We start from the raw sequence: 24,543 nt of genomic DNA, 5'->3' as shown, positions 1-24,543 counted from the left end.
GCGGGACGTTCGATTTTATTGAATAATATCGCCGCGCAACGATTATTAGCAGGCTAAACGTCATCGTCAGAACACGCCGCGCGTTGACCCTTTACGGGCGAGGGTAAGACAATTGCGCGCCGCCATGCGCCCGCGGCCTGACGGATGACGCGGATGACGGTTATAGCCTGCCGCGCTGATGTGTTACCATGCCCGCCGAAAAATAGCAGAGTCCATTCCGGTCGCCGATCGCGCGGCCGGTGAAAAACCAGGGAATATAACCACGTGAAATCACCTCTCTCCACCTTGTCCAGCCAGCTCGATGAATTAATGCTGCAAGACAGACAGCGCCTGCGCCGTCGCCTGCAGGGCGCCACGCGGGCCGGCAATACGCCGTCGGCGGCCGTCGTGCAGGAAATAGAGGGGGAAATCATCGCGGCGCGCCAGCGGGTCGACAACCGGCGCGCCAGCCGCCCGACGCTCAGCTACCCGGACGCGCTGCCGGTAAGCCAGAAAAAAGACGCCATCATGGCGGCGCTGCGCGAACATCAGGTAGTGATCGTGGCTGGGGAAACCGGCTCCGGCAAAACCACCCAGTTGCCCAAAATCTGTCTTGAACTGGGGCGCGGCATTCACGGCCTGATCGGCCACACCCAGCCGCGCCGGCTGGCGGCGCGCACCGTGGCGGATCGCATCGCCGCCGAGCTGGAGACGCCGCTGGGCGGCAGCATCGGCTATAAGGTGCGCTTCAATGATCACGTCGGCGAAAATACGCTGGTTAAACTGATGACCGACGGCATTTTGCTGGCCGAAATCCAGCAGGACCGGCTGCTGATGCAGTACGACACGCTGATTATCGATGAGGCTCACGAACGCAGCCTGAATATCGATTTTATCCTCGGCTATCTGCGCCAACTGCTGCCGAAACGTCCGGATCTGAAGGTCATTATCACCTCTGCGACCATCGATCCGCAGCGTTTCTCGCGCCACTTTAATCAGGCGCCGGTCATCGAAGTTTCCGGCCGGACTTATCCGGTTGAGGTGCGCTATCGTCCGGTGGTCGATGAGGCCGACGACGGCGATCGCGATCAGCTGCAGGCCATTTTCGACGCGGTGGATGAGCTCGGCCGCGAAGGGCCGGGCGATATCCTGATTTTTATGAGCGGCGAGCGAGAGATCCGCGACACCGCCGACGCGCTGATGAAACAGAATCTGCCCCACACCGAGATCCTGCCGCTGTACGCGCGCCTGTCCAATCAGGAACAGAACCGGGTGTTCCAGTCGCATCACGGCCGGCGCATCGTACTGGCCACCAACGTGGCGGAAACCTCGCTGACGGTGCCGGGCATTCGCTACGTCATCGACCCCGGCAGCGCGCGCATCAGCCGCTACAGCTTCCGCACTAAAGTACAGCGCCTGCCGATTGAAGCCATTTCGCAGGCGTCGGCCAATCAGCGCAAGGGGCGCTGCGGGCGCGTCGCCGCCGGGATCTGCATCCGTCTGTACTCGGAGCAGGATTTTCTGTCGCGGGCCGAATTTACCGATCCGGAAATTCTGCGCACCAACCTCGCGTCGGTGATCCTGCAGATGACCGCGCTCGGCCTCGGCGATATTGCGGCCTTTCCGTTTGTCGAAGCGCCGGATAAACGCAATATTCAGGACGGCGTGCGGCTGCTGGAAGAGCTGAGCGCCATTGAGCATGCGGAAAGCGGTCGTTACCGACTGACTCAACTGGGGCGTCAACTGGCGCGTCTGCCGATCGACCCGCGTCTGGCGCGCATGGTGCTGGAAGCCGGCAAACACGGCTGCGTGCGCGAGGCGATGGTGATCACTTCGGCGCTGTCGATTCAGGACCCGCGCGAGCGCCCGCTGGATAAACAGCAGGCGTCTGACGAGAAGCACCGCCGCTTCGCCGATAAAGAGTCCGATTTTCTGGCCTTCGTCAACCTGTGGGACTACCTGAAGCAGCAGCAGACGGCGCTGTCGTCCAGCCAGTTCCGTCGTCAGTGCCGCGGCGACTTCCTCAATTATCTGCGCGTGCGCGAATGGCAGGATATCTACACCCAGCTGCGTCAGGCGATCAAGGAACTGGGCATCCCGGTCAATTCGCTGCCGTCCGACTATCGCAGCGTACACTGCGCGCTGTTATCCGGCCTGCTGTCGCATATCGGTCAGAAGGATGTGGATAAGCAGGAGTTTACCGGGGCGCGCAACGCGCGTTTCGCCGTCTTTCCCGGCTCCGGCCTGTTCAAAAAACCGCCCAAGTGGGTGATGGTGGCCGAACTGGTGGAAACCAGCCGTCTGTGGGGGCGGGTGGCGGCGCGCATCGACCCGGAATGGGTTGAGCCGCTGGCGCAGCATCTGATTAAACGCAGCTATAGCGATCCGCACTGGGAAAAAGCGCAGGGCGCCGTGATGGCCGAAGAGAAGGTCACGCTGTTCGGGCTGCCGATTGTCCTGGCGCGTAAGGTTAACTATGGCGCGATCGATCCCGTTATGTCGCGCGAGCTGTTTATCCGACGCGCGCTGGTCGAAGGAGACTGGCAATCGCGCCATCCGTTCTTCCGCGCCAATCTCAGACTGGTGGCGGAAGTGGAGGAGCTGGAGCACAAATCGCGCCGGCGCGATATCCTGGTGGACGACGACACGCTGTTTACCTTTTATGACCGGCGCATTCCGCATGAGGTGGTTTCGGCGCGCCACTTCGACCGATGGTGGAAAAACGCCGGTCGTCAGGACGCCGATCTGCTCAATTTTGAAAAGAGCATGCTGATCAAAGAGGGGGCGGATAAGGTCAGCGAACTGGACTATCCCAATTTCTGGTATCAGGGCGACCTCAAACTGCGCCTGTCTTATCAGTTTGAACCGGGCACCGATGCGGACGGCGTGACGGTGCATATCCCGCTGGCGGTGTTAAATCAGGTGCGCGAAGAGGGGTTCGACTGGCAGATCCCCGGCGTGCGGCGCGATCTGGTTATCGCGCTGATCAAATCTCTGGCTAAACCGTTACGGCGTAACTTCGTGCCGGCGCCCAACTACGCCGAGGCGTTCCTCGCCAGAGCGACGCCCCTGCAGCGCGGGTTGCTGGATGCGCTGGAGCGCGAACTGCGTCTGATGAGCGGCGTGACGATTGAGCGCGACGCGTGGCAGTGGACGCAGGTTCCCGACCATCTGAAGATGACCTTCCGCGTGGTGGATGATAAAAACCGTACGCTGCGCGAAGGGAAAGATCTGTCGGCGCTGAAGGAACAGCTGAAAGATAACGTGCAGCAGACGCTGTCGGCCGTGGTGGACGACGGGCTGGAACAGAGCGGCCTGCATCTGTGGAGCTTCGGTTTGCTGCCGGACTGCTACGAACAGAAGCGCGGCGGTTATTCGGTGAAGGCGTATCCGGCGCTGGTCGACGAAAAGGATAGCGTGGCGATCCGTTTGTTCGATACGCCGCACCAGCAGCAGCGCATGATGTGGCGCGGCCTGCGCCGTCTGCTGCTGTTGAATATCCCTTCGCCGGTCAAGTATCTGCATGAAAAACTGCCCAATAAGGCCAAACTCGGACTTTATTTCAACCCCTACGGCAAGGTGCTGGATCTGATCGATGACTGTATCGCCTGCGGCGTGGATAAAATTATCGATGAATCCGGCGGGCCGGTCTGGCAGGAAGAGGCGTTCTCGCGTCTGCATGAACGGGTGCGCGCCGAACTGAACGACACGGTGGTGGATATCGCCCGGCGCGTCGAACAGATCCTGACGACGGTGTTCGCCATCAACAAACGGCTCAAAGGTCGGGTGGATATGGCGATGGCGCTGGCGCTCAGCGATGTCAAAGCGCAGATGAGCGGGCTGGTGTTTCGCGGCTTCGTCACGGAAAACGGCTGGCGGCGTCTGTCCGATGTTCTGCGTTATCTGCAGGCGATCGAACGCCGGCTGGAAAAACTGGCGCAGGATACGCATCGCGATCGCGCGCAGATGCTGCGGGTAGAGCAGGTGCAGAAGGCCTGGCAGCAGTGGTGGCACAAACTGCCGCCCGAACGCCGCGAGGATGAGGACGTCATGGCGATCCGCTGGATGATCGAAGAGCTGCGGGTCAGCTATTTCGCTCAGCAGTTGGGCACGCCTTATCCGATTTCGGATAAGCGCATTCTGCAGGCGATGGAGCAGATAGAAGAATAGCCGTGAACCGGACGGAAAGCGGCGATTCCGTCCGGACCGCCGGGGCGCTAAACAGCTTCGCATAATAGCGCTACACATGCAGGACATGACATCCCGCCAGTGCTGGTCTCGCACGATGAGACGTGAAGCATCAATGTGCGAAGTTATTTATCAGGAGCGCGCCAGCGCGGCGCGGCGCCGCTGACTGGCCACCAGAACCCCGACCAGAATAGTGACGGCGCCCGTCCACTGAAAGATCCCCACCCGTTCTCCGAGCAGACAGACGGAGAGAAACACGGTGACGAACGGCACCAGATTGATAAAGGCCGCCGCCGCCGATGCGCCGATGGCCCGAATGCCCTGATTGAAAAACAGATAGGCGATGACCGAACCGCCGGCCGCCATAAACAGGATGGACAGCAGCGGCAGAGGCTGCAGCGCGGCGCGCGGAGAGAAGGCCGCCGGTTGGCGCCATGCCTCGCCGATCAACCATGGCAGCAGCGCCATGCTGCCGTAAAAGAAAAACCAGAACATGAATACCCGGTCCGGGATCGCCATCTGCCAGCGGCGAGTGAGGATGTTATAAACGCCAAAGCACAGCGTGCTGACCAGCAGCAACAGGTCGCCGACGTTATAGCCGTCGCCGGCGAGACGTCGCCAGTCGCCGTTGGTCATGGTGACGCCAACGCCCAGCCAGGCGATCAACAGGCCGCTTAACTGGCGTAACGTCAGGCGCTCCATTCCGCACAGCGCGGCGATCAATAGCGTCAGCAACGGGGTGGTGGCTTCGATAATGCCGGCGTTAAAGGCGGAACTGAGCAGCAGCCCGCGGAAGTAAAAGTAATAGCACAGCGAAACGCCGGCCAGCGCGATGATAAACAGCTGCAGATGCTGCTTCAGCCCGACGGTCAGCAGCGTTTTTTTCGTGTTAACCAGCAGAAAGACAATCAACGCAGCGATAAAAAAGCGGGCGAAGGTCACCAGCGCCGGGCTGTAATCCTGCAGCGCATATTTTCCGGCAATCGCCGAGCCGCCCCAGAAAAAGGCCGACAGCATAAGTTTTGCATATATCCGGATGTTCATGGCTCTGATTCCCGCTCTGAAGGTTTAGCGCCCGACCAGAGTTCGGGCGGGCGACGGCGCGCCGTTGGCTATCGTTTTTAAAATCGTAAAAAACACGCCATCGATATTTTATTTTTTCTATGGCGGTCAGATTATTTCTTCTGAAATACATGCTATTTATATGTTTATTCGTATTTATCAACCAGCCAGCGAAAAGCCATAATGCGTAAAAATCCTGCCAAAAAGCGGCATCATGTTGTGGCTGTCGCCTATAACGATCTGCGCACGTTTGAATTTGGCTGCGTGGTGGAATTTTTCGCCGTGCAGCGTCCGGAGTTAAAAACCGACTGGTATCAGTTTTCGGTCTGTTCGGCCGAATCGCGCGAGCTGCGGGCGACCGGCGGTTTTTCCGTGACCGTCGACTATGGACTGGAGCGGTTGTCGGTCGCCGATACCATCATCATCCCCGCCTGGCGCAATGTGCATGACGCGCCGCCGCCGGCGCTGCTGCAGGCGCTGCGCGAAGCCTGGCGACGAGGCGCGCGGATTTGCAGCATCTGCACCGGAGTCTTCGTGCTGGCCGCCGCCGGTCTGCTGAGCGGCAAACGCGTGACCACTCACTGGCACCATGCTCGTCTGCTGGCGCAGCGCTACCCGGAGATCGACGTCTCCTCGTCCGCGCTGTATATCGATGAAGGCCAGATTATGACGTCTGCCGGGTCGGCGGCCGGGTTGGATATGTTGCTCTATCTGGTGAAGCGCGACTATGGCGCGCGGGTGGCCAGTCTGGTCGCGGAAAGGCTGGTTATTCCGTTCCTGCGCGCCGGCGAACACAGCCAGCAGACTCGCAGCCGGGTGATGGAAAACGGGGAAAACCGTATGGCCGCGCTGCTGGAGTGGTTGAATCAACACTTTACCGAACCGCAAACCATCGCCGGGCTGGCAAAGCGCAGCATGATGTCGGAACGCTCCCTGCAGCGCCATTTTCAGGATACCTTCGGCGTACCGGTGATGCAGTGGCTGGCGCAACGCCGGTTGGACTACGCGAAAACGCTATTGTACAGTACAGCCAGGCCGGTGGGGATAATCGCCGTGATGGCGGGTTACGGTTCCGAAGCCTCGCTGCGTCATCACTTCCGGCTATATGAGAAATGCAGCCCCAGTTCATACCGCCGTCTGATGGCGTCAGAAAAGGAAAATTATGATACGGAAAGCGACGATTGCCTTATTACTCGGTTTATCGGCGATCTCAGCCAGCCAGGCGAATGAAAAAACAGATCCGCGCCATGAGCGAACCGATAGCGACGTGGAGCGCAAAATTATCAATGAGGTGCGTAGCGCGAAGGCCCGGGCCGATGCGGACACCGCTCTGCGGCCTCAATTTATCCGGCTGGCCACTCGATATTTAAACAACAGCGATGATCGGACCCAACGTTTATTCAACCGGAACGGTTTCGGTAAGCGCGATATTCTGCAACTGGCCAGATCGTGGGCGCGGGACGGCGATGCGGAGATCAACTTTCTCGTCGGCAAACTCTATAACTCTGGCTATGCGGATATCAAAGATAAAGATATTGAAGCGCTAAAATGGTTTCGCGTCGCGGCCGCGGGCGGGCAACCGGAAGCGCAAAATATACTGGCGATGGTATACGACGAAGGGTTATGGGGCGTAGAGGCCGACGGTCCGCAAGCTATCGCATGGTACGAGCGCGCGGCGCAACAGGGCGATGACGAGGCGCTCGTCGGTCTGGCCGCTGTTTATTATTCCGGCCGGCTGGTCAGGGCCGACTATGCCAGGGCGCTGTCATTATTTGAACGGGCTTATAAGAATGGGTCGATGCGGGCGGCAACGTATTTAGGCCAGATGTATTACAGCGGTCAATACGTCGGCGTTGATTGTGATAAGGCCGGGCATTACTACGAAGAGGGCGGCGGGTCGGCAGACGATTTTGTGCGCGCCTGCCGGCAGGATGAACGAGAGCGAAAGAAGACCGGCGCCGAACTGCCGGTTTTGACGCTCAGGCATGAGTCGAATTTCATCGGCGATGAGACAGACCCCTATGAATGTAAAATTCATTTTGTCGTCGCCACCAATAAATTAGGCGAGGTCGCTAACCTGCGGGTCGTGGTCGAACTCAAAAACGACGCCGGGACAACGTCAGAACAGACACTGGCTTTCCCGACGATCGGATTAACCACGCTGGATGGCGGTATGAATGGACAAACGTTCGGTTCGTTGCAGGAATCCTTGCTGTTGCCGATGCGGCAGAGCGATTTTTGCCAGTTCAGTGAACTCGCGTACCGGGTCAAGGCGGCGACGGCCACGATTAACGGGCAAGAGACAGATTTGCTGAAGGCGGGAATTCTGCAATAAAACGCGCTATTGATTGTTTTTCAGCGTCGGCGGGCTATCACCCAGTCCGGATCGGGCTGATGAGTCATACGGTTCCTGAGATCCCGCCGGGCCAGTTCCATCACCCAGAAGCAGAAGACATGGCCGAACAGCTCGGAGAAATGTTCGGCAAACGGCTGATCCCAGGGCGCCGGCACGGTGCCGAACAGCGGCAGCAGGACGACATGGAATACAACCCAGATGACGAACCCATAAACGCAGCCCTGCCAGAGTTTTATTTTGGGCCAGAATTCGGCCACCACGCAGTACAGTACGCCGAAAGTAATGGTGAAACCAAAATGCATGATAAAGCTGACGATGGGGCGAGGGTTGCCGTTGTAGAGATAGGTAATATGCGTTAATTCAAACGGCATGCCAAGCTGCTGCAGAATTTGCTGAGGCGGGTTGGTCAAATCCCGGGCCGGCGTTCTGGGCGGGAAGGGTATTTCCCAGCCGAACTTAACGATTGCACAAATGATCCCCACAATAATGCCGATAAGTATTGCGAGAATTATCTTTTGCCTGTTGGTTTCGATCTTCATTTCCTGTTCCTCATACCCATGAAGCGTGCTGAGATAATGATCTTTTAAAGATAAAAATATATTCATTGATAGCGCTCGAACAGCGAGAACCGATAAACCTGGCTGCATTAAGCGCCGCCTGGGGATGATAGCACTTCCGTGCGGCGCCATTGGCGGAAAAGAAACGATATGAGAAATCACGCTAATGGCGCGGGGAACGGCATAAAAACAATATAAATGTCGGCGCATCGACCGCATGCGCACAGCGCGCCGGCCGATGCGGTGGAATAACAGATGGCGTTAATTGTCCTTGCTTAGGATGTAATAAGATACGTCGGCATTGACCATTCCCGCGGCTTGCCCGGTGGCCAGCCGCTTATCCAGCGCGGTGGGGGTATCAATGTATTGACGGCCGTCTTCCCTGGATAACATATTATCGATTTCATCCGCGCTATAGCGGGTGCACTGCTGATAGACGTAGCGAAAAAAAGCGTTGCTGTTTTTCACATCCTGCTGCAGGCGCGCGATTTCATTCGGTTTCAGATAATCTTTTTGTATATTCGAAGCGGCCGCCGGATGCAGTATAAAATGTGCGGACGGCGTGGCGTAACGTTCCGCGCCCGCGCAGTAGAGTAAACTGGCCGCCGAGGCCACCATGGCGATATTCACTGTGGTGATCGGCACGGGCGCGCTTTTTATCGCCTCATACGCCATGTAGCCGTTTTCCATGCTGCCGCCGTAGCTATTGATGTACAAATATAATTTCTTCAGATTCGGGTAATTAGCATTGATCTCGTCGATGGACGAGATCAATTCCGTGCTCCCTTTCGCGGTAATATCGCCCACATAGAGTATTTTCGCTGTTTCAATATTATTGTTCTTTAGGCCGATTTTTCTGACGGAAGAAACATCGGCCGTCGCCGGTAACGCCATCGCCAGTCCTAATGCCGATGACAATATGATTAATTTTCTGCGCATTGTTATTTAATTCCCTGTTTAAAATGATAACGCCGTCAGCGGGCGCGCAGCGCTTCGGTCAGTTGCTGACCAATCGCCGTCACCGCCACGGCGCGGTTATCGTCCATATCTCGTTCGCTGGCGTCGGGCGCGGAGCTTTGAATCCCCATCAGCGTCCACTGGTCATTATCTTTCAGCAGCAGCGGCGAGCCGCTGTCGCCGGGTAGAGTATCGCACTGGTGCGCCAGTACGTCACGCTGAGGCCAGCCGGTAATCAGACAATTTTCATGGCGATACAGCGTATCGGGATGATCTTCGGGATAGCCGGCCTGAGTAACGCGCTGACCGCTCTGCTGCAGTTGTCGACGCAACGCCTGACGCGAGCCGGACCATATCGGCACCGGCGTGATGCCGGGCGGCGCCTGCTGCAGGCGGATCAAGGCAAAATCGAGCGGGGCGGCGCTGGGCGGCACAATCCAGCCGTCGCCATCGGCTTTCAGGCGCTGGCCGAGCCGACGGTTGACCAGGATTTCAACCGCCTGAGTTGCGTAGCGCCAGCCTTTTTTCGAGGGGAGAAAACGCACGGCGACAATGCGGTCGGGGCGGCCGGGCGGCACCAGTACGCAATGGCCGGCGCTTAACGCCAGACTGGGCGAGATCAGCGTGACCGTACACAGGCTGCCGCTGGCCGTTTCCAGCTGGCCGATAGCCTGCCAGGGCCAGCGCGCGGCAGACGTGACGGGGTGGCGGTCGTCATGACCGAAGAACAGCGTCTGGCGCCCGAACGCGGTTGCGGCCTGTGGCCCGCACTGCGGGGCAGACAAAGCGAATAAACATAACAACCAAAGCGGTATGCGCATTTAAATGTTTTGCCTTACACGTCGATGAGTCTGCGTCGTATGTGAATAACTATAGACCGTTACGCTTTTGGCGTGCAGGAGACGTTCCCGCGCGTTTAATTCATTCGTCCCGCGCTGGCGTTGGCATGCCTCTGTCTGCCCGCGCGGCATTCACCCGGCTGGTGGTTATCGACAGACAACGCGGCGGAAACGGACGGGGGGACGGTGCAGATGGTTACAGGAATAACAGAACGACGATCAATCCGCAGAGAACAAGCAGGGATAAAACAATTTCAAATGAGTAACGCTGTAACATCATCCGCTATCCCATGAAATAAGCGCCCGGCAAAGCGAAGCGACAAAACGCCGATAACGTGGTTTGATCGCCGCCGTCCTCGCAATAGCGGGGGATTCGGTCGCTGACCACACATTGCCTGAAACAGGAGACCTGTAATAACCAATTGGCGATCGTTCTGCCTGATTAACGGTTTCAGCGCCCGGCAAGCCGGGGCTGAAACAGGGCCGGAGACGGCGCTTCACGCCATACAGCCGGCCTTTATCTTAAGGCGGCTAACTTATGCTGCCGGGGTGCTTTTTTCTGCAGCCGGTTTTTTAGCTGCGTGTTTTTTCACGTGTTTTTTGGCAGCCTGAGCTTTCTGTTCAGCCGGTTTTTTCACTGCTTTCTTCGCGTGTTTTTTAGCGGCCTGCGCTTTTTGCGCGGCATGTTTCTTATGGTGAGTGACTTTAGCTTTTGCTTTTGCCGGAGCGGCCTGAGCGGCAGGCGCGCTGACCTGAGCCGGGCTGGTAGCCGGAGCGGCGGTGGTATCGGCGGCGAAGGCGGCGGAGGACAGGCCCAGAGCAGCACCAGCAATCATTACTAATACTTTATTCATCATCATTACCTCAATTATCCAGTTCATGTCTCGGACCCTGACCGGGTCGGTAGAACGGATAATAGAGAATTAATCTCGCGGCTTCCGTTAGTGATTGGTATCGGCGTGTAACCGAATGTACAGTCTGCGTAAGGATGCGGACGTCCTGCAACGAACAGCACGCCTCATCACGGGCGCCGCAGTCTCTGAGCCAGCGGCGTCGCGCTTTACGACGGCGTTTTAACCGGCCAGCAAAAGCGAAAGCAGGCGCCGCCCAGCGCGCTGCTGTCCGCCACGATGGTGCCTTCGCAGGCGTGCGCGATAGCGGACACGATCGCCAGTCCCAGCCCGCATCCGCCGCCGCTCTGGTTTTCCCCGGCCTGCAGCCGCACGAAGGGCTCGAAGATTTGCCGCCGATCGTCGGGCGCAATGCCCTGACCGTCGTCTTCCACCTGCAGGCAGGCCAGATGATTGTCGCGCCACAGGCTGATGCGTATCCGCTGTCGGCAGAAGCGCAGCGCATTGTTGATCAGATTATCCAGCACCCGTTCCATCAGCCGCGCGTCGATCGGCCCGAAATCGGCCTCGTGCGGGATGGTCAGCTCAAGCGTCTTGTCCGGCCGGATCTGGCGCAAATCGTCGATTTTGGCGCGCAGCCAGTGCGACAGATCCAGCTCCGACAGGTTGAGCGTAACCTGCGGGCGGTCCAGCCGGGCGTAGGTCAGCAGTTCGTCGATCAGCGCTTCCAGCTGGCCGATATCATGGTTAAACGCCTGGCGCTCGTCTTCCGCCAGGTCGTCGCTAATCGCCAGCCGGTAGCGCAGGCGAACCAGCGGGGTGCGCAGCTCATGGGCGATGCTGTCGATGAGCTGCTTTTTGCTGGCGATCAGTTGGTTCAGATTATCGGCCATCCGGTTAAAGGCTACGCCCAGTCGGTGCAGGCTGGAGGTGGCATCGAAATGGGTTCGTTCCTCCAGATGGCCGTCGCCCAACCGCTGGGCGGCGCTCTCCAGCTTGAGCATCTCTTTCCAGTGCGGTCGAATCCATAAAAAAACCGGCAGCGCCAGCGATAGCCCGATCACCATAACCAGCAGTAAATCGAGCAGGCGCATTTCGTGCAGGAAAAACAGATAGGGAATGGGGCCGACCGCCAGTACATAGTGGCTGCGCGGGATGCGCTGGATAAAGGTGTACTCATCGTCCAGCGCCACGATCTCGCCCTGACGCAGACGCCGCTGGGCCGCCGGGCTGAGCTGATACTTGCTCAGCGGCTCGATATGCAGCTTAAACGACAGGTTCAGATCAAGCTGGCTGATGGTTTTATGCCAGTCGCGCGGCGGAATGGTATGCAGTTCATTGCGGATCAGATACAGCGAGCTTTTCATCAAATCGTCCATTGACTGTCGACCCGCCCGTTCGGCGGTCACTTTATAAACCAGCCCGACCAGCAGCGTCATAACCAGAAAGCTGGCGAACAGCAGCAGAAAGAATTGAATGAAAAGCTTTTTCATACCGCGTCGCTCTCCCAGGCGTTGGGGGCGAACAGATAGCCTTTGTTGCGTACGGTTTTAATGCGGTAGGGATCGAGCGTATTGTCGTTCAATTTTTTGCGCAGGCGCGATATCGCGACGTCGATACTGCGATCCATACCGTCGTAGCTGACCCCGCGCAGCGCTTTCAGCAACGCCTCGCGGTCCATGGTGTGGCCGGCGTTGATCGCCAATTGCCAGAGCAAATCGAAATCGGCCGTCGACAGCAGGATGTGCTCGTCGCCCAGCGTGACCTCGCGGTTGACCGGGTCGATGCACAGCAGCCCGAAATGCAGCGGCTTATGGATCTGCAGCGCGCCGGCGCCTTCCTGCGCCGGCTGGACGCCGGCGTACTGACGGAAATGCCGGCGCAGACGCGCCAGCAGCACCGCCGGCGGGGTGGTTTTGAGGATATAGTCGTCCGCGCCCATTTCCAGCGCCAGAATATGGTTCATATCGCTGTCCAGCGAGGTGAGCAGGACGATCGGCCCGCTGAAGCGCGGCCGCAGCTCCCGGCACAGCGTCATGCCGTCTTTGCCGGGCAGCATGATATCAAGCAGAACCAGGTCGGGCTGCTGCTGCTCAATAAACGACAGCGCCTTATCGCCGCGCGTTTCGAGCTGCACTTCAATATCGTGCTTACCGAGCCAGGCGGCAATCAGTTTGCCTACCTCGCTATCATCCTCGACAAAAACAATTTTCTGTTTCGTTTCACCTGACAACATCTTTTTAATCCTGATCTTCTTTTACTCCCGCGCTGACGGGCGGGCGGACTGACAAAATCGCATCCGGCAGCATAGCGCGCCGGCAGGGCAGCGACCAGGGTATAAGCGTAAACGGGTGTTAAACCGGTTAGCCCGCTGGCGGACGATCGCTATCCAGAACGTTAAGATAACGGCCGCTGAGCGGCGGCAGCGCCAGGCGCGCAATCTCGTCCTCACCCGGCATATGTCTCTGTGCACATTCACCAACCACGCCGGCCCGATAGCGGACAGGATGGCGGGGGGAAGCCGACGTCCGCTGCTAAACGGAGAAAGGAATGACCGATAATTCGCGACAATATAGACTGGATTCCGGTTCGCCGGCGCGATGACGTTATACTAACCAATACGTCGCAGGACGCGTTTTCCGGCTGCATCGGCGCCGGGCTCTCTGGATCCGCCGCTCTGCCTGATGACCAGGCGATAATCGTCTGACAACGTTTTTAGCCCGACGGGCGCGTCCGATAACCGGAAGGAAAAGGAGTGATGGGAATGAGCGAAGATCGCCCAGTGTCTGCGCAATTCGGCGAAGGGGTCTGTTTTGATTACGTCGGCTTCCTGTCTGCCTCGTGTAAAAAACGCTGGCGCTTTGTCGAGGCGATTTATGGGGTAATGCCGATCTTCGGCATGGTGTTGAGAAGGCCGCGGGTCGCGCGCGATAGCCCGAAAGAGCAGCTTAATGCGCTGGCGCTGCAGGTGGTATCTACCCAGCTTAGCGATGAGACCAACATAGTGCGCCTGATTACGCTGGCGCAGCAGCAGGGCGTGGGGATGTTTGATATTCGGCTGCCGTATGCGCTTTCCGAACGGCAGATCGCCGCCATTGCCCGGCAATATCGGCGGCCGCTGACGCTGAGTCAGCAGGGCGAACGCCTGTCGGTGCTATTCCCGCCGCACGTGGCGCATTAAACATTGAGCCCCGGCGGGGCTCAATCTATATCAGTGATACTTCGGGGTGTCGCGTGACGAGGCGCATTCATGCGCCTCTCTATAAAGATCCCGCGTTCGGCGTTGTACAAAACGATAACGTTGTATCCCGCAACCCGAAATATTCAGGTCGATACGACTCGCCCCGATCAGGCCGGCGCGGTTTCTTCCAGCGCCTGAGCCAGCGTCGGATAGAAACTTAACCGTCCCTCTATCGGGTTAACGTTGGCGCGCGCCAGCGTTTTCAGTGGCTGGAACGGGATATCGGTGATGATTAACCGTTTGCTGGCCGGCAGTACGTCGGTGAAACGCAGAAACGCGTTCAGTCCGCCGGCATCCAGTACCGGCACCGCATCCCACTGCAGAACGATCGTCTGGTAGTCTTCGCTGCGGCTCAGCAGTTCGCTGAAGATGCGCTCGGCGGCGGCGAAGAACAGCGGACCGTTGACCCTTAGCACCAGGCGCTGCTGCGCGTGAGTGCCCGGCAGCTCGCTTACGCGGGTCATGCGCGCAATGCGGCGCATAAACAGCAGCGAGGCCAGGACGATACCGACGGTGATGGCGATAACCATATCGAACAGGACGGTCAGCGACAGGCACAGCAGCATCACAATGATATCGTCCTTCGGCCCGTGACGCAGCAGATCGACGACTTTATGCGCCTCGCTCATATTCCAGGCCACCATCAGCAGCAGTGACGCCATCGCCGCCAGCGGCAGGTAGGACAGCCACGGCGCCAGCACCAGCAGCGCCAGCAGCACCAGCAGGGCGTGAACAATGGCCGATACCGGCGAGGTGGCGCCGGCGCGCACGTTGGCGGCGGAACGGGCAATCGCCGCGGTGGCGGTGATGCCGCCGAAGAACGGCGCGACGATGTTGCCGAACCCCTGACCCATCAGCTCCGCATTGGAGTTATGTTTCTTGCCGGTCATGCCGTCCAGCACCACCGCGCACAGCAGCGACTCAATCGCGCCGAGTACCGCCATGGAAAAGGCGGCAGGCAACAGGGCGGACAGGCTCTGCCAACTGAGATCGATGCTCTGTCCGCTGGCGGACGGCAAATTCCACGGCAGCACAAACTGCGGCAGAATCGGCGGGATCCCTTTGCCCAACGTGCCGTCGGCCAGCGTGTAGCTAAAGCGGGAACCGATGGTGGCGACATGCACATCGAACAGCGAAAGGATACCCATTACGGCGACGCCGGCCAGCAGCGCCGGCAGATGGCCCGGCAGGCGAATGCCCAGCTTAGGCCAGCTAATCAGCACAAACAGCGTAACGATGCCGATCAGCGTATCGCCGACCTGCAGCGTGGGCACCGCCTGCGCCAGCGCGACGACTTTGTCGATGTAGTGTTCCGGCACCGTGCTCATATGCAGACCGAGGAAATCTTTCACCTGCATGGTGGCGATAGTGATCCCGATCCCGGAGGTGAAGCCCAGCGTAACCGAGAGCGGGATGTATTCGATCAGCCGCCCGAGCCGCGCCAGCCCCATCAGCAGCAGAAAGACCCCCGAAAGCAGCGTGGCTATCAGCAGGCCGGAGATGCCAAACTGTTGCGATACCGGATACAGAATCACCACAAAGGCCGCGGTCGGTCCGGAAACGCTGTAGCGCGATCCGCCGGTCACGGCGATGACAATCCCGGCGATAGCTGAGGTGTAGAGACCATATTGTGGCGGTACGCCGCTGGCGATGGCCAGCGCCATGGCAAGGGGGATGGCAATGATGCCGACTGTAATACCGGCGATAATGTCCTGAATAAGGCGTTGTGATGTATATTTCTCGCGCCCGCATGCGTCAATAAGTGCGCTGAACGGCCTGATACCGTTAATTCCGTGCGTTTTCATCTAAGGCTTGAACCAAATGTAGAAAAGACAAAAAAATGGCGGGCCGACTGAGGTCCGTCGTTGAATGGAAGCCACTACGATACGCCCTTTATCCAACAAAAATCCAGATATACATCAAGCGCCAACCCGATAGATGAAAATTTTTTGCGGCCAGAAAGGACGCGGCCGGTGAAGGGTTAAACGCCTTTTCGGCCGTCAACGGGCGATGTCGATGGCGGTGATACGGCCGGTTGCGACGTGAATCGGCGCGCGCTGGACAGGAATACGATCGCGCCGTCCGCACGTCGGCGGCACACCGGCATCGGACGCGTTCAAGCCTCGGTTTTACCGGTCAGAAGCGCAGGGCGGGTTAAAGGCAGGGAAAGTACGAAAATCGCCGCGGCGGGGAGGCGTTCAAAGCCGCCCGCCGCATTGTGCGTTATAGCATGATGGTCATCAGATAAGCCGCGAACAGCGCCAAATGGGCGCTACCGTTGAGTACGTTGGTTCTGCCGGTGGAAAACGAGATATTACACAGCACCATCGCCGAGCACATCACCACGATTTGCGGCAGCTCCAGACCGAATTCGAGCGGGTGATCGGTAACAATGGCGATAATGGTCACCGCCGGCACGGTCAGGGAGATGGTCGCCAGCACCGAGCCGAAGAACAGGTTCATGGCGCGCTGCACCTGATTGCGCAGAACGGCTTTAATCGCGCCCAGCCCTTCGGGCGACAGGATCAGCAGGGCCACCAGGAAACCGGTAAACTGCTGAGGCGCGTTCAGCGTGCTGAGCAGCGTTTCCAGCGGAGCGGAATCCAGTTTGGTGACCGCGATGACCGCGCACAGATGGATAATCAACCATAGGGTATGCCAGAGCGAACTGTGCACGGACGGCTTGCCGTGCGGGTCGTCGTCGTCGCCGTCTTCATGCTCATGGACAAACAGGCTCTGATGAGTACGGGTCTGGATCAACAGAAACACGCCATACATGACTGCGGAGATGGCGGCGGCGATCAACGCCTGAGGGATAGAGAAGTTACCGTCGGGCAGCGAGGTCGGCAGCACCAGCACGATGACCGACAGTGGAAACAGCGCCATCAGATACTGTTTGATACCCATCAGGTTAACGTGCTGGGTCGCAAATTTATGGCCGCCCAGCAGCAGCGCGAAACCGACCAGACCGCCGCTGACGATCATGATGATCGAATACAGCGTGTCGCGCATCAGCGTAGGGCCGGCGTCGCCGGTCGCCATCAGCGCCGAGATCAGGCTGACTTCAAGGATAACCACCGACAGGCTGAGGATCAGCGAGCCAAAAGGTTCGCCATGCCGATGCGCCAGCACGTCGGCATGGCGCACCACGCTGAACGCGCTGGCCAAAATCCCGGCCAGCGCCAGCGCATTGATGGCGATAATCAACAGAAAGTTGTCGGTGCCTCCCCAGGTCAGCAGGATGCCGATCGTCACGATGGGGACAATCAGCGAATATTCGCGGTGGCGCGTTTTGCTTACTTCGGTGTGTTCGACCTCGTGTACAGCCTTCATGACAGGGCTCTCCTTATCCATTGAGGAAAAGTACGTTATGGTAATATCCCCTTCATCGCGCCAGGCGATTCTGTTGCCTTACCGCAACGCGAATTACTTCGGGTTCCGCATCCTGGAATAGACTGCGGATCGTCGGACTCAGTGATTAAGCATAGATGCTAAGCGCATGTCACCCGAGATATTTCACGCTGGTTGCTGAAGCGTTACCATGACGTAAAAAAGAATTACAGATTAACAGATTCATGGCGGGGAATGCGGATAATTTACTTATTTTTACCGCTTACCGCTAAATAACGCAAAATGATGGCAATATTCTTAATATATGACCATTTCATGATGAGCTATAAGGTTTTTTTTGCGGATAACTCTCAGCGTTATCTGGCGTGCCGCGACATTATCCGCTAAAAATTCTCTTTGTTTAACTCACTTCGCGAGTATAGCGCAGCATAAGGCGGATTTACGTCACCTCCTTTTCCCGTTGCGCGCATAACGGCGCCGCGCCGAAACCAGACGATGATGCCCGCCAGTTTGATAAATTGGCCTGTCGCCGTCGGGCGCGGATCGACACGGCATACAATTTCCCCATAAGTGTCCTAAAATGTACTTTTTTACTTTTTGTGACCGCTATCGACCTTGATTGCGGCGGCGGAAATGAATAATCTCATGTGGTTACTGCCGCAATATTAACCAGCATCGCGTCTGGTCAGGAGAGCAGTTATTAAAGGGATCAGGTAGTACGTAGCGGGGATTGTCGGTTGTGTTAACACGTGAATTTTTGCAGAAAGCAGATTGCAGAACATCTTTCGGTATTATTGAGGAAAGACTGTTATTAACGCCGCAGCAGCGGCAGGCGTCATTAAACCATACCCTGGCTGAACGGCCGGATAACTGCCCGGTCTGGGTGTTTGGTTACGGTTCGCTGATGTGGAATCCGGTGTTTGACGCCGACGAAATTTGTCTTGCCACGCTGAATGGCTGGCACCGGACGTTTTGTTTGCGCCTGACCTCCGGCCGCGGCACCGCCACGCACCCGGGCCGGATGCTGGCGCTGGAGCCAGGCGGCAACACCACGGGGCTGGCGTTCCGCCTGCCGGAAGCGACGATGCGCGAAGAGCTTGAGCTGCTATGGAAGCGCGAAATGGTCACCGGCTGCTATCGGCCGCAGTGGTGCAGTCTGGATTTACATGGCGGTGACACTGTCACTGCGCTGGCTTTCGTCACCGAGCCGGCGCATCCGCTGGTGGAAAAGGATACCTGCATCCAGCACATCGCGCCGTTGATCGCCTGCGCCAGCGGGCCGTTGGGCACCAATGCCCAGTATCTGTTTTCGCTGGAACAGGAGTTGAAAAATTACGGTATGAGCGACGAAGAACTGTATGAGCTGGCGCGTCAGGTGCGTTTGTTGCAGCAGCGCGACGCGGCCCCCGGGGAGTGAGGCGGCGCGGCATCAGCGCAGAGAGGCGTAAAAAAAGCCACGGCGCCGGAGCGGCCATGGCTTCAGATGTGCCCGGTCGGCTTACCAGCCGACGCCGACGCCCATGGTGTAGAGCGTGTCGTTGGTGTTGCCCTGCGCGCTCAGCGTGCGGGTGCGGGTTACTTTCATGCTCATGGAGGACCAGTCGGTCAGCTTAAAGCGCAGTCCCATATCGGCGCTTAAATCCATCTCGGTCGTGGCATCGAACGAGCGGCCGATTTCGCCGCTGGTGAAGGCCTCGATGGTTTTACTGTACAGGTAGCGGTTCCATGACCATTTCAGCGTGCCGGAGTAGAAATCGTCGCGCCCGTCGTCCTGGTAGACGAAGGTCTGCGAGTTAATCAGCGCCGTCAGCGAGAACGCGCCCAGATCGTTATCCCAGAACTGGTAACCGGGACCGAAACCGAGGCTGCGGTTAATCTTAATGTTTTCCAGCCAGTCGCGCTTGTATTGGTAACGTCCCTGCAGGAAGAAGTGTTCATCAACAAACTTATCCAGCGCGTATTCGCCGCCAATTTTCTTAGTGCTCTCGACCTTATCTTCTTCGGCCTTGTGGTAGCTGGCGTCGACATTATGGCGCCAGGTGCCGTGTCTGGCCGAGGTGCTCAGCGTAACGTCATAGTTATCGGTGGTGGTGGAGCTCTTCTTATGCGACAGACCGGCGTCAATATTCCCTTTCCAGGCGAAATCCAGAACCAGCGGTTTCGGCGCGACGAGGGTGGTGATATTGCTGAGCGGCAGCGTCTGCTCGTCGCCTCCGGTCTGTTTTACCAGAATATGGCGGTTGTCGCCGGCCTTAATCGATGGGTACAGCACGCCATCGTGATAGCGTTCGCCCTGGATAATCAGCCCGTTTTGCGCCTCAAAGGTTTTCACCTTGTCCCAGGCGACCGATACGCTGCCGGCATAGTCGGTATCGATAAACAGCTTACCGCCGTCAAGCAGGGTGATTTTGCCGGTGAGCTGGTCGCCATTGGTCAGCCAGATGGTATCGGCCTGGGCCGGAACAGCACTGAGGCAACCGAGGGTGATGACGATACTCAGTGAGGATAATGCTTGTTTGGATAGTCTCATTTTGCCAGATAGTCAGTTTGTCAGATAAACCCGAAATGACAGTTTTTCATACACGTTGTAACAACGCTGAGCCGCTGAAAAGTAACCGGAGTAATAATCCGGAATGGGGAACATTAGCAGGAATTGCCGCATTGCTCTAGTGATAAACGGCGACTGATTAGACTGTAAATTGTTATCAATTATGCCATTGATGAGAAACAGCTATAACACCGGCGCGCAACGGCGCCGGCGGTGTTCCGTCAACGACGCGTTTAGCTGGCGTGGTCGGCCGGCGCGGGGCTCAGAAAGCGCGCCGTCAGGCGCTGACGAATGCGGGCGACCACCTGTTCCTGGAACAGCAGGCAAATAATAATGGTTGCCGCCAGAAACGTCAGATAGCCGGCAAACGACAATTGCACCTGGCCGGCCGCCGCTACGCAGCGCCCCCAGTCGCTGAAGCAGGCGAGCGGATCGCCGCGCAGCAACTGCTCCAGCGTGCGGAACAGATTGAACAGCGGAACGTGAAGCGCGAAGATCGACAGCGATGCGGCCCCCAGGCGCGGCGACCAGTGGCGCAGCCGCTCGCTGTCGGGATCGCGCGCCAGCGCGCACAGACAAACCAGCCCCACCTGCGCGGGCAGCAGCAGACCGTTATGCAGCAGAAAGTACCAGAACGCCGCGCCGCGGGTGAACAGATAGGTGGCGACCACGAAGCAGATGAGGATAAACGCCGCCAGCGCGTAGGTTTGTCCCCGGCTAAGCGGTTCACGGCGCAACTGCTTACGCTGACGAAACAGACTGTAGCCGACGATGCCGCCCAGAAACTCTGGCAGCCGCAGTAAAGGGTTACGTTGCAACAACCCGGTGAACGGCATGCCGAACTGCTGCTGCCAGATCACCCATACTGGCGGCAGCAGGTAGATCGCGCACAGGATCAGCATCCACATCCATGGGTGACGACTGTTCAGCAGGCGCGGCGCCAGCAGCGGAAACAGCAGATAGAAAAAAAACAGGGTGGAGAGCGACCACAGCGGCGCGTTAAAGGTCAGAAAGTAGGGATTCCAGGCCTGCAGCATAAGCAACTGCAGCACGCCGTTGAACCACAGCTGCGCGTTGGTCATATAGTGGCGCAGCGTGGCCGGATCGACATTCGGCTCGTTGGTATCGTAGATAACGAAGCGCGCGCTGGCCACCTGGCCTTCCGGCGGCACCGCCAGCCACTGCATCAACGACACCACGCCGATGGACGCCAGCAGGGCGACGATATGGATCGGATAAAGGTTGAACAGGCGTTTGGCCCAGAAGCGACGGGCGGGTTCGCGCAGCCGTCCATCGCGGATGTAGACATGCGCCAGCAGGAAACCGGACAGCACAAAGAAGGTGCTGGTGGCGAAAAATCCCATGCTGGTCAGTTCGTTCAAAAAGGGGATGGCGTTGCGCTGAGGGTAAACGTGGAAGGTGTGATATATCATCACGTAACAGCCGAGCAGGAAACGCAGCCATTCCAGTCCGATAAATCGCTCCGTAGTCGTTTTTTTCATCTATATCCTCAGTCGCTTTCAGCCGGAATAACAATCGTTAACGCGTTATTCTAGACGAGATTCACGTCCGGCGAACCAGGACTATGGCGTAAAGTGTGACAAGTTACACTCTTGTTTAAGATCGGTTCATCTTGCGGGTGGATCGGTATGGGCAGGCGGGCACTGAGACGCCGGCGGAACGCGCAACGTCGGCTGATAATAAAGAGGAAACGCGATTCAAAGGCGTTCGGCGCGAGGGAATGGCGACAAGGTCGCGGATGAGGGGACGAGCGCGCGACCGGCGGCGCGGACACCGCCGGTATGGTAATGACTTAGTGCGTGGTTACCACGTCGAGCGCGCGCAGATGCTCGCGCTGCCATGAGAGCGTGACCTCGCTGCCCGGCTGCCACTGCGGCTGGATTTCGCTGGCGGGCAGTTTAACCATAAAGGCCGGCTGGCCGGCGACTTCGGTCATCATGCGAACGTGATCGCCGAGATAGATAAACTGCTGGATGCGCGCCTTGACCTGCTGGGTTTCGCCGTCCACCGCCGGGGCATTGACCCGCACGCGCTCCGGCCTGATGCACAGGGTGATCTTTCTACCCGGCGAGCTGGGGCGCACTTTCAACGCGTGCAGCAGCGTACCGTCGTCGAGCGTCGCACGGTAAAAATCGCCTTCCGCGCCGTCCTGGGTGGCGAGCAGCGTATTGTTCTCGCCGATAAACTGGGCGACAAACGCGTTTTTCGGCCGTTCGTAGATATCGTTCGGCCGGTCCATCTGCTGAATAATGCCGTCGTTGAATACCGCCACCCGGTCCGACATGGTCATGGCTTCGCTCTGATCGTGGGTCACATAGACCACGGTCAGCTCCAGCGACTGGTGCAGCTCTTTAATTTCCAGTTGCATATGCTCACGCAGCTGTTTGTCCAGCGCGCCCAGCGGTTCATCCATCAGCACCAGACGCGGTTCGAACACCAGCGCCCGCGCCAGCGCCACGCGCTGTTGCTGACCGCCGGACATCTGCGCCGGATAGCGGTCGGCCAGGCTGGTCAATTTGACGCGATCCAGGACGCGATCCACTTTCTCTTTAATGTCGGCCCGATTGAGACGGCGAATGGACAGCGGGAAGGCCAGATTCTGCTCAACCGTCATATGCGGGAACAGCGCGTAGTTCTGGAATACCATGCCGATATCGCGCTGATGGGGCGGCAAATTATGCAGAGGCGCGTCGCGCAGCAGGATTTCGCCCTGGGTGGGCGTTTCAAAGCCGGCCAGCATCATCAGGCTGGTGGTTTTACCAGAACCTGAAGGCCCGAGCAGGGTCAGAAACTCACCTTCCTGGATATCCAGATTGAGATTTTTGACCACCAGTCGGTCGCCATCATAGGTTTTCTGGATGTTTCTGAAACTGACGTAATTTCTCATGGAGCTCTTCTCTTGTTGCCACGGTATGGGTCTGCTGTAGCAAAAAATATGCCAGACAACTTAACCGAGTGAGGCGTCGGGACAGGGCGAAACAACGCTGGCCGCATTGCTTTATTTTGGTGCGGCCGGAGAGGGTGAGGCACCATGATAGGGCCTCATGCACCGCCGCGTGCTCCACTTTCACGCAGACAGTCGACGATCACCGCAAAGGCGCGCTCCATTTCTTCATCGTCCACGCAGGCATAGCCCAGCAGCAGGCCGCGCCGCACGGACGGGCGCAGGTAGTAGCTGGACAGCGCTTTGACCATCACGCCGCGCCGCATGATTTTCGCGCTCAACAGCACATCGTCCACGTCGGCGGGCAGCGTCAGCAGCATATGCAGCCCGGCGTTGCTGTTATCGCCCTGGTATTCGGGACCGAGCCGCTGTTCAATCAGCGCGCTGAGTTTCATGCGGCGCCGCGCGTACAGCAGCCGCATGCGGCGTATGTGGGCCGCGTAATGGCCGTCGCGAATAAACTGGCTTAGCGTCATCTGGGTCAGCCAGTGTCCGCCGCGATACAGTTCGGCGTGCGCGCTGCGCAGGCCGCGCGCCAGACTCAGCGGCAGCACCATGTAGCTGACGCGCAGTCCCGGATAGAGCGTTTTGCTGAAGGTGCCGATATAAATCACCGGCGCCTGGGCGCTCAGCCCCTGCAGGGCGGGAATCGGGTTGCCGGAGAAGCGAAATTCGCTGTCGTAGTCATCTTCGACTATCCAGCAGTTGTGTTGCTGCGCCAGCGTCACCAGGCGCTGGCGCCGGCTCAGACTCATCACCGCGCCCAGCGGATACTGATGCGAGGGGGTAACGCAAATCAGGCGCGGGGAAGGGCGGCCGTTTTCCAGCTCAGGCGGGTTCATGCCCTGGTCGTCAACCGGAATCGGCTCCACGCGCAGGCCGTTGATGGTCAGCACGTTGCGCATGCCCCAGTAGCAGGGATCTTCGATCCAGGCCATGTCGCCCGGGTCGCACAACATTTTGGTCAGCAGATCGATGGCCTGGTGCGTGCCCTCGGTGATCAGTATCTGTTCCGGCGAGCAGGCGACCGAACGGGCGATGCGCAGATAATCCACCAGCGCGGACAGCAGCTCCGGGCAGCCGCCTGCGGCGGTATAGGTGAGTTGTTCGGGCCGGCTGTGGCGCATCAGCCGGGTCTGCAGCCGGCGCCACAGCGAATGCGGAAAGCTGGCGATATCCGGGATGCCGGGCATAAAGGCGCCCCACTGGCGCGCGGAGGCGCCGGCGTAACCCAACAGCCGGGCGCCGCGGCGCGACAGCGCCTGAGACAGCGCCACCGGCGGCTGGCCGGATTCATCGTGCGGCGTCGGGCGCATGATTTTTCCGTCCGGCAGATGGCGGGTGACGAAGGTGCCGCTGCCGCTGCGGGTTTCGATATACCCCTCGGCCAGCAGCTGTTCGTAGGCGGCCAGCACGGTATTGCGCGACAGCGCCAGTTCCTGCGCCAGATCGCGCGATGAAGGCAGCCGGCTGCCCGGCGTAATGGCTCCGTCGAGAATAACCAGCCGGATGCTGTCATACAGCCGTTTATTCAGCGTGCCCTGCTGCTGGCTGCCCAACTGCTGTAAAAGTAGGTCGGTGAGGAGTGAGCGCAAAGTGGATCCCTTAAATATTCAAAACTGGCTCTGGATTATAGAACCAACCAGGAC

18 protein-coding genes are annotated in these 24,543 nt (G+C 58.5%); 5 read left to right on the top strand and 13 right to left on the bottom strand.

Features of this window, described 5'->3' with window-relative positions; translation table 11 throughout:
* The first annotated feature begins 264 nt into the window (after positions 1–264).
* A complete protein-coding gene (gene hrpA, locus FJU30_RS06780) occupies positions 265–4,149 on the top strand; it encodes an ATP-dependent RNA helicase HrpA (RefSeq protein ID WP_150434213.1) in 3,885 nt (1,294 codons plus the stop codon).
* A gap of 150 nt (positions 4,150–4,299) precedes the next feature.
* Here hrpA and FJU30_RS06775 read toward each other — a convergent pair whose 3' ends face one another.
* Complete coding sequence (locus FJU30_RS06775) at positions 4,300–5,211, bottom strand: DMT family transporter (RefSeq protein ID WP_150434212.1); 912 nt, start codon at positions 5,209–5,211, stop codon at positions 4,300–4,302.
* A 201-nt stretch (positions 5,212–5,412) separates the two neighbouring features.
* On the opposite strand from FJU30_RS06775, the gene ftrA reads away from it, so the two are divergent.
* Together ftrA and FJU30_RS06765 are read left to right on the top strand one after the other, a co-directional pair.
* Entirely contained in the window at positions 5,413–6,459 is a 1,047-nt protein-coding gene (gene ftrA, locus FJU30_RS06770) for a transcriptional regulator FtrA (protein WP_150434211.1), read from the top strand.
* Positions 6,392–7,564 (top strand): tetratricopeptide repeat protein, encoded by a 1,173-nt coding sequence (locus FJU30_RS06765; RefSeq protein WP_150434210.1) that lies wholly within the window; start codon positions 6,392–6,394, stop codon positions 7,562–7,564. Before ftrA ends, FJU30_RS06765 begins: the two co-directional genes overlap by 68 nt.
* Positions 7,565–7,584: 20 nt before the next feature.
* Here the strand turns inward: FJU30_RS06765 and FJU30_RS06760 are convergent, their stop codons facing one another.
* The 6 genes from FJU30_RS06760 to rstA all read right to left on the bottom strand — a co-directional run bounded on the left by FJU30_RS06760 (position 7,585) and on the right by rstA (position 13,025).
* The gene (locus tag FJU30_RS06760; protein ID WP_150434209.1) at positions 7,585–8,124 is read right to left on the bottom strand and encodes a YagU family protein; all 540 of its coding nucleotides are present in this window, start codon (positions 8,122–8,124) and stop codon (positions 7,585–7,587) included.
* A 279-nt stretch (positions 8,125–8,403) separates the two neighbouring features.
* Positions 8,404–9,081, bottom strand: a complete 678-nt coding sequence (locus tag FJU30_RS06755; protein ID WP_150434208.1) for a ClpP family protease — start codon at positions 9,079–9,081, stop codon at positions 8,404–8,406.
* A 35-nt stretch (positions 9,082–9,116) separates the two neighbouring features.
* Complete coding sequence (locus tag FJU30_RS06750; RefSeq protein WP_150434207.1) at positions 9,117–9,920, bottom strand: trypsin-like serine peptidase; 804 nt, start codon at positions 9,918–9,920, stop codon at positions 9,117–9,119.
* A 554-nt stretch (positions 9,921–10,474) separates the two neighbouring features.
* A complete protein-coding gene (gene asr, locus FJU30_RS06745) occupies positions 10,475–10,792 on the bottom strand; it encodes an acid resistance repetitive basic protein Asr (protein WP_150434314.1) in 318 nt (105 codons plus the stop codon).
* A gap of 206 nt (positions 10,793–10,998) precedes the next feature.
* The gene (gene rstB / locus FJU30_RS06740) at positions 10,999–12,282 is read right to left on the bottom strand and encodes a two-component system sensor histidine kinase RstB (protein ID WP_150434206.1); all 1,284 of its coding nucleotides are present in this window, start codon (positions 12,280–12,282) and stop codon (positions 10,999–11,001) included.
* On the bottom strand, positions 12,279–13,025 hold the full coding sequence (gene rstA, locus FJU30_RS06735; RefSeq protein ID WP_150434205.1) for a two-component system response regulator RstA: 747 nt from the start codon (positions 13,023–13,025) through the stop codon (positions 12,279–12,281). Before rstA ends, rstB begins: the two co-directional genes overlap by 4 nt.
* Positions 13,026–13,553: 528 nt before the next feature.
* Between rstA and FJU30_RS06730 the strand changes: the two genes are divergently transcribed.
* The gene (locus FJU30_RS06730; protein WP_150434204.1) at positions 13,554–13,970 is read left to right on the top strand and encodes a hypothetical protein; all 417 of its coding nucleotides are present in this window, start codon (positions 13,554–13,556) and stop codon (positions 13,968–13,970) included.
* 167 nt (positions 13,971–14,137) lie between these two features.
* Here the strand turns inward: FJU30_RS06730 and dauA are convergent, their stop codons facing one another.
* Both dauA and chaA read right to left on the bottom strand, forming a co-directional pair.
* Positions 14,138–15,835 carry a C4-dicarboxylic acid transporter DauA gene (dauA, locus tag FJU30_RS06725; RefSeq protein WP_150434203.1) on the bottom strand — a complete coding sequence of 566 codons (1,698 nt, stop codon included), beginning with the start codon at positions 15,833–15,835 and terminating at the stop codon, positions 14,138–14,140.
* Positions 15,836–16,253: 418 nt separating this feature from the next.
* Positions 16,254–17,363: a sodium-potassium/proton antiporter ChaA gene (gene chaA, locus FJU30_RS06720; protein WP_150434202.1), complete on the bottom strand. Its 1,110-nt coding sequence runs from the start codon at positions 17,361–17,363 to the stop codon at positions 16,254–16,256.
* A 757-nt stretch (positions 17,364–18,120) separates the two neighbouring features.
* Here chaA and FJU30_RS06715 point away from each other — a divergent pair.
* On the top strand, positions 18,121–18,798 hold the full coding sequence (locus FJU30_RS06715; RefSeq protein WP_150434201.1) for a gamma-glutamylcyclotransferase: 678 nt from the start codon (positions 18,121–18,123) through the stop codon (positions 18,796–18,798).
* An 81-nt stretch (positions 18,799–18,879) separates the two neighbouring features.
* Here FJU30_RS06715 and FJU30_RS06710 read toward each other — a convergent pair whose 3' ends face one another.
* The 4 genes from FJU30_RS06710 to pdxR all read right to left on the bottom strand — a co-directional run bounded on the left by FJU30_RS06710 (position 18,880) and on the right by pdxR (position 24,489).
* Positions 18,880–19,911, bottom strand: coding sequence for a DUF481 domain-containing protein (locus FJU30_RS06710; RefSeq protein ID WP_150434200.1), 1,032 nt, complete (start codon positions 19,909–19,911; stop codon positions 18,880–18,882).
* A gap of 251 nt (positions 19,912–20,162) precedes the next feature.
* A complete protein-coding gene (locus tag FJU30_RS06705) occupies positions 20,163–21,431 on the bottom strand; it encodes an acyltransferase family protein (RefSeq protein ID WP_150434199.1) in 1,269 nt (422 codons plus the stop codon).
* 311 nt (positions 21,432–21,742) lie between these two features.
* Positions 21,743–22,837, bottom strand: coding sequence for an ABC transporter ATP-binding protein (locus tag FJU30_RS06700; RefSeq protein ID WP_150434198.1), 1,095 nt, complete (start codon positions 22,835–22,837; stop codon positions 21,743–21,745).
* 155 nt (positions 22,838–22,992) lie between these two features.
* A complete protein-coding gene (gene pdxR / locus FJU30_RS06695; RefSeq protein ID WP_150434197.1) occupies positions 22,993–24,489 on the bottom strand; it encodes a MocR-like pyridoxine biosynthesis transcription factor PdxR in 1,497 nt (498 codons plus the stop codon).
* Between the last annotated feature and the right edge of the window lie 54 nt (positions 24,490–24,543).

This window comes from Affinibrenneria salicis (genome assembly GCF_008710095.1).
This window is presented reverse-complemented; position numbering and strand designations above follow the sequence as displayed.

Bases quoted from the DNA above. Each gene is read 5' to 3' on its own strand.
- FJU30_RS06750 (WP_150434207.1), bottom strand. From the start codon at position 9,920: ATGCGCATACCGCTTTGGTTGTTATGTTTATTCGCTTTGTCTGCCCCG.
- chaA (WP_150434202.1), bottom strand. From the start codon at position 17,363: ATGAAGGCTGTACACGAGGTCGAACACACCGAAGTAAGCAAAACGCGC.
- dauA (WP_150434203.1), bottom strand. From the start codon at position 15,835: ATGAAAACGCACGGAATTAACGGTATCAGGCCGTTCAGCGCACTTATT.
- FJU30_RS06710 (WP_150434200.1), bottom strand. From the start codon at position 19,911: ATGAGACTATCCAAACAAGCATTATCCTCACTGAGTATCGTCATCACC.
- ftrA (WP_150434211.1), top strand. From the start codon at position 5,413: ATGCGTAAAAATCCTGCCAAAAAGCGGCATCATGTTGTGGCTGTCGCC.
- FJU30_RS06730 (WP_150434204.1), top strand. From the start codon at position 13,554: ATGAGCGAAGATCGCCCAGTGTCTGCGCAATTCGGCGAAGGGGTCTGT.
- rstA (WP_150434205.1), bottom strand. From the start codon at position 13,025: ATGTTGTCAGGTGAAACGAAACAGAAAATTGTTTTTGTCGAGGATGAT.
- FJU30_RS06705 (WP_150434199.1), bottom strand. From the start codon at position 21,431: ATGAAAAAAACGACTACGGAGCGATTTATCGGACTGGAATGGCTGCGT.
- asr (WP_150434314.1), bottom strand. From the start codon at position 10,792: ATGAATAAAGTATTAGTAATGATTGCTGGTGCTGCTCTGGGCCTGTCC.
- FJU30_RS06775 (WP_150434212.1), bottom strand. From the start codon at position 5,211: ATGAACATCCGGATATATGCAAAACTTATGCTGTCGGCCTTTTTCTGG.
- rstB (WP_150434206.1), bottom strand. From the start codon at position 12,282: ATGAAAAAGCTTTTCATTCAATTCTTTCTGCTGCTGTTCGCCAGCTTT.
- FJU30_RS06700 (WP_150434198.1), bottom strand. From the start codon at position 22,837: ATGAGAAATTACGTCAGTTTCAGAAACATCCAGAAAACCTATGATGGC.
- FJU30_RS06760 (WP_150434209.1), bottom strand. From the start codon at position 8,124: ATGAAGATCGAAACCAACAGGCAAAAGATAATTCTCGCAATACTTATC.
- FJU30_RS06755 (WP_150434208.1), bottom strand. From the start codon at position 9,081: ATGCGCAGAAAATTAATCATATTGTCATCGGCATTAGGACTGGCGATG.
- FJU30_RS06765 (WP_150434210.1), top strand. From the start codon at position 6,392: ATGATACGGAAAGCGACGATTGCCTTATTACTCGGTTTATCGGCGATC.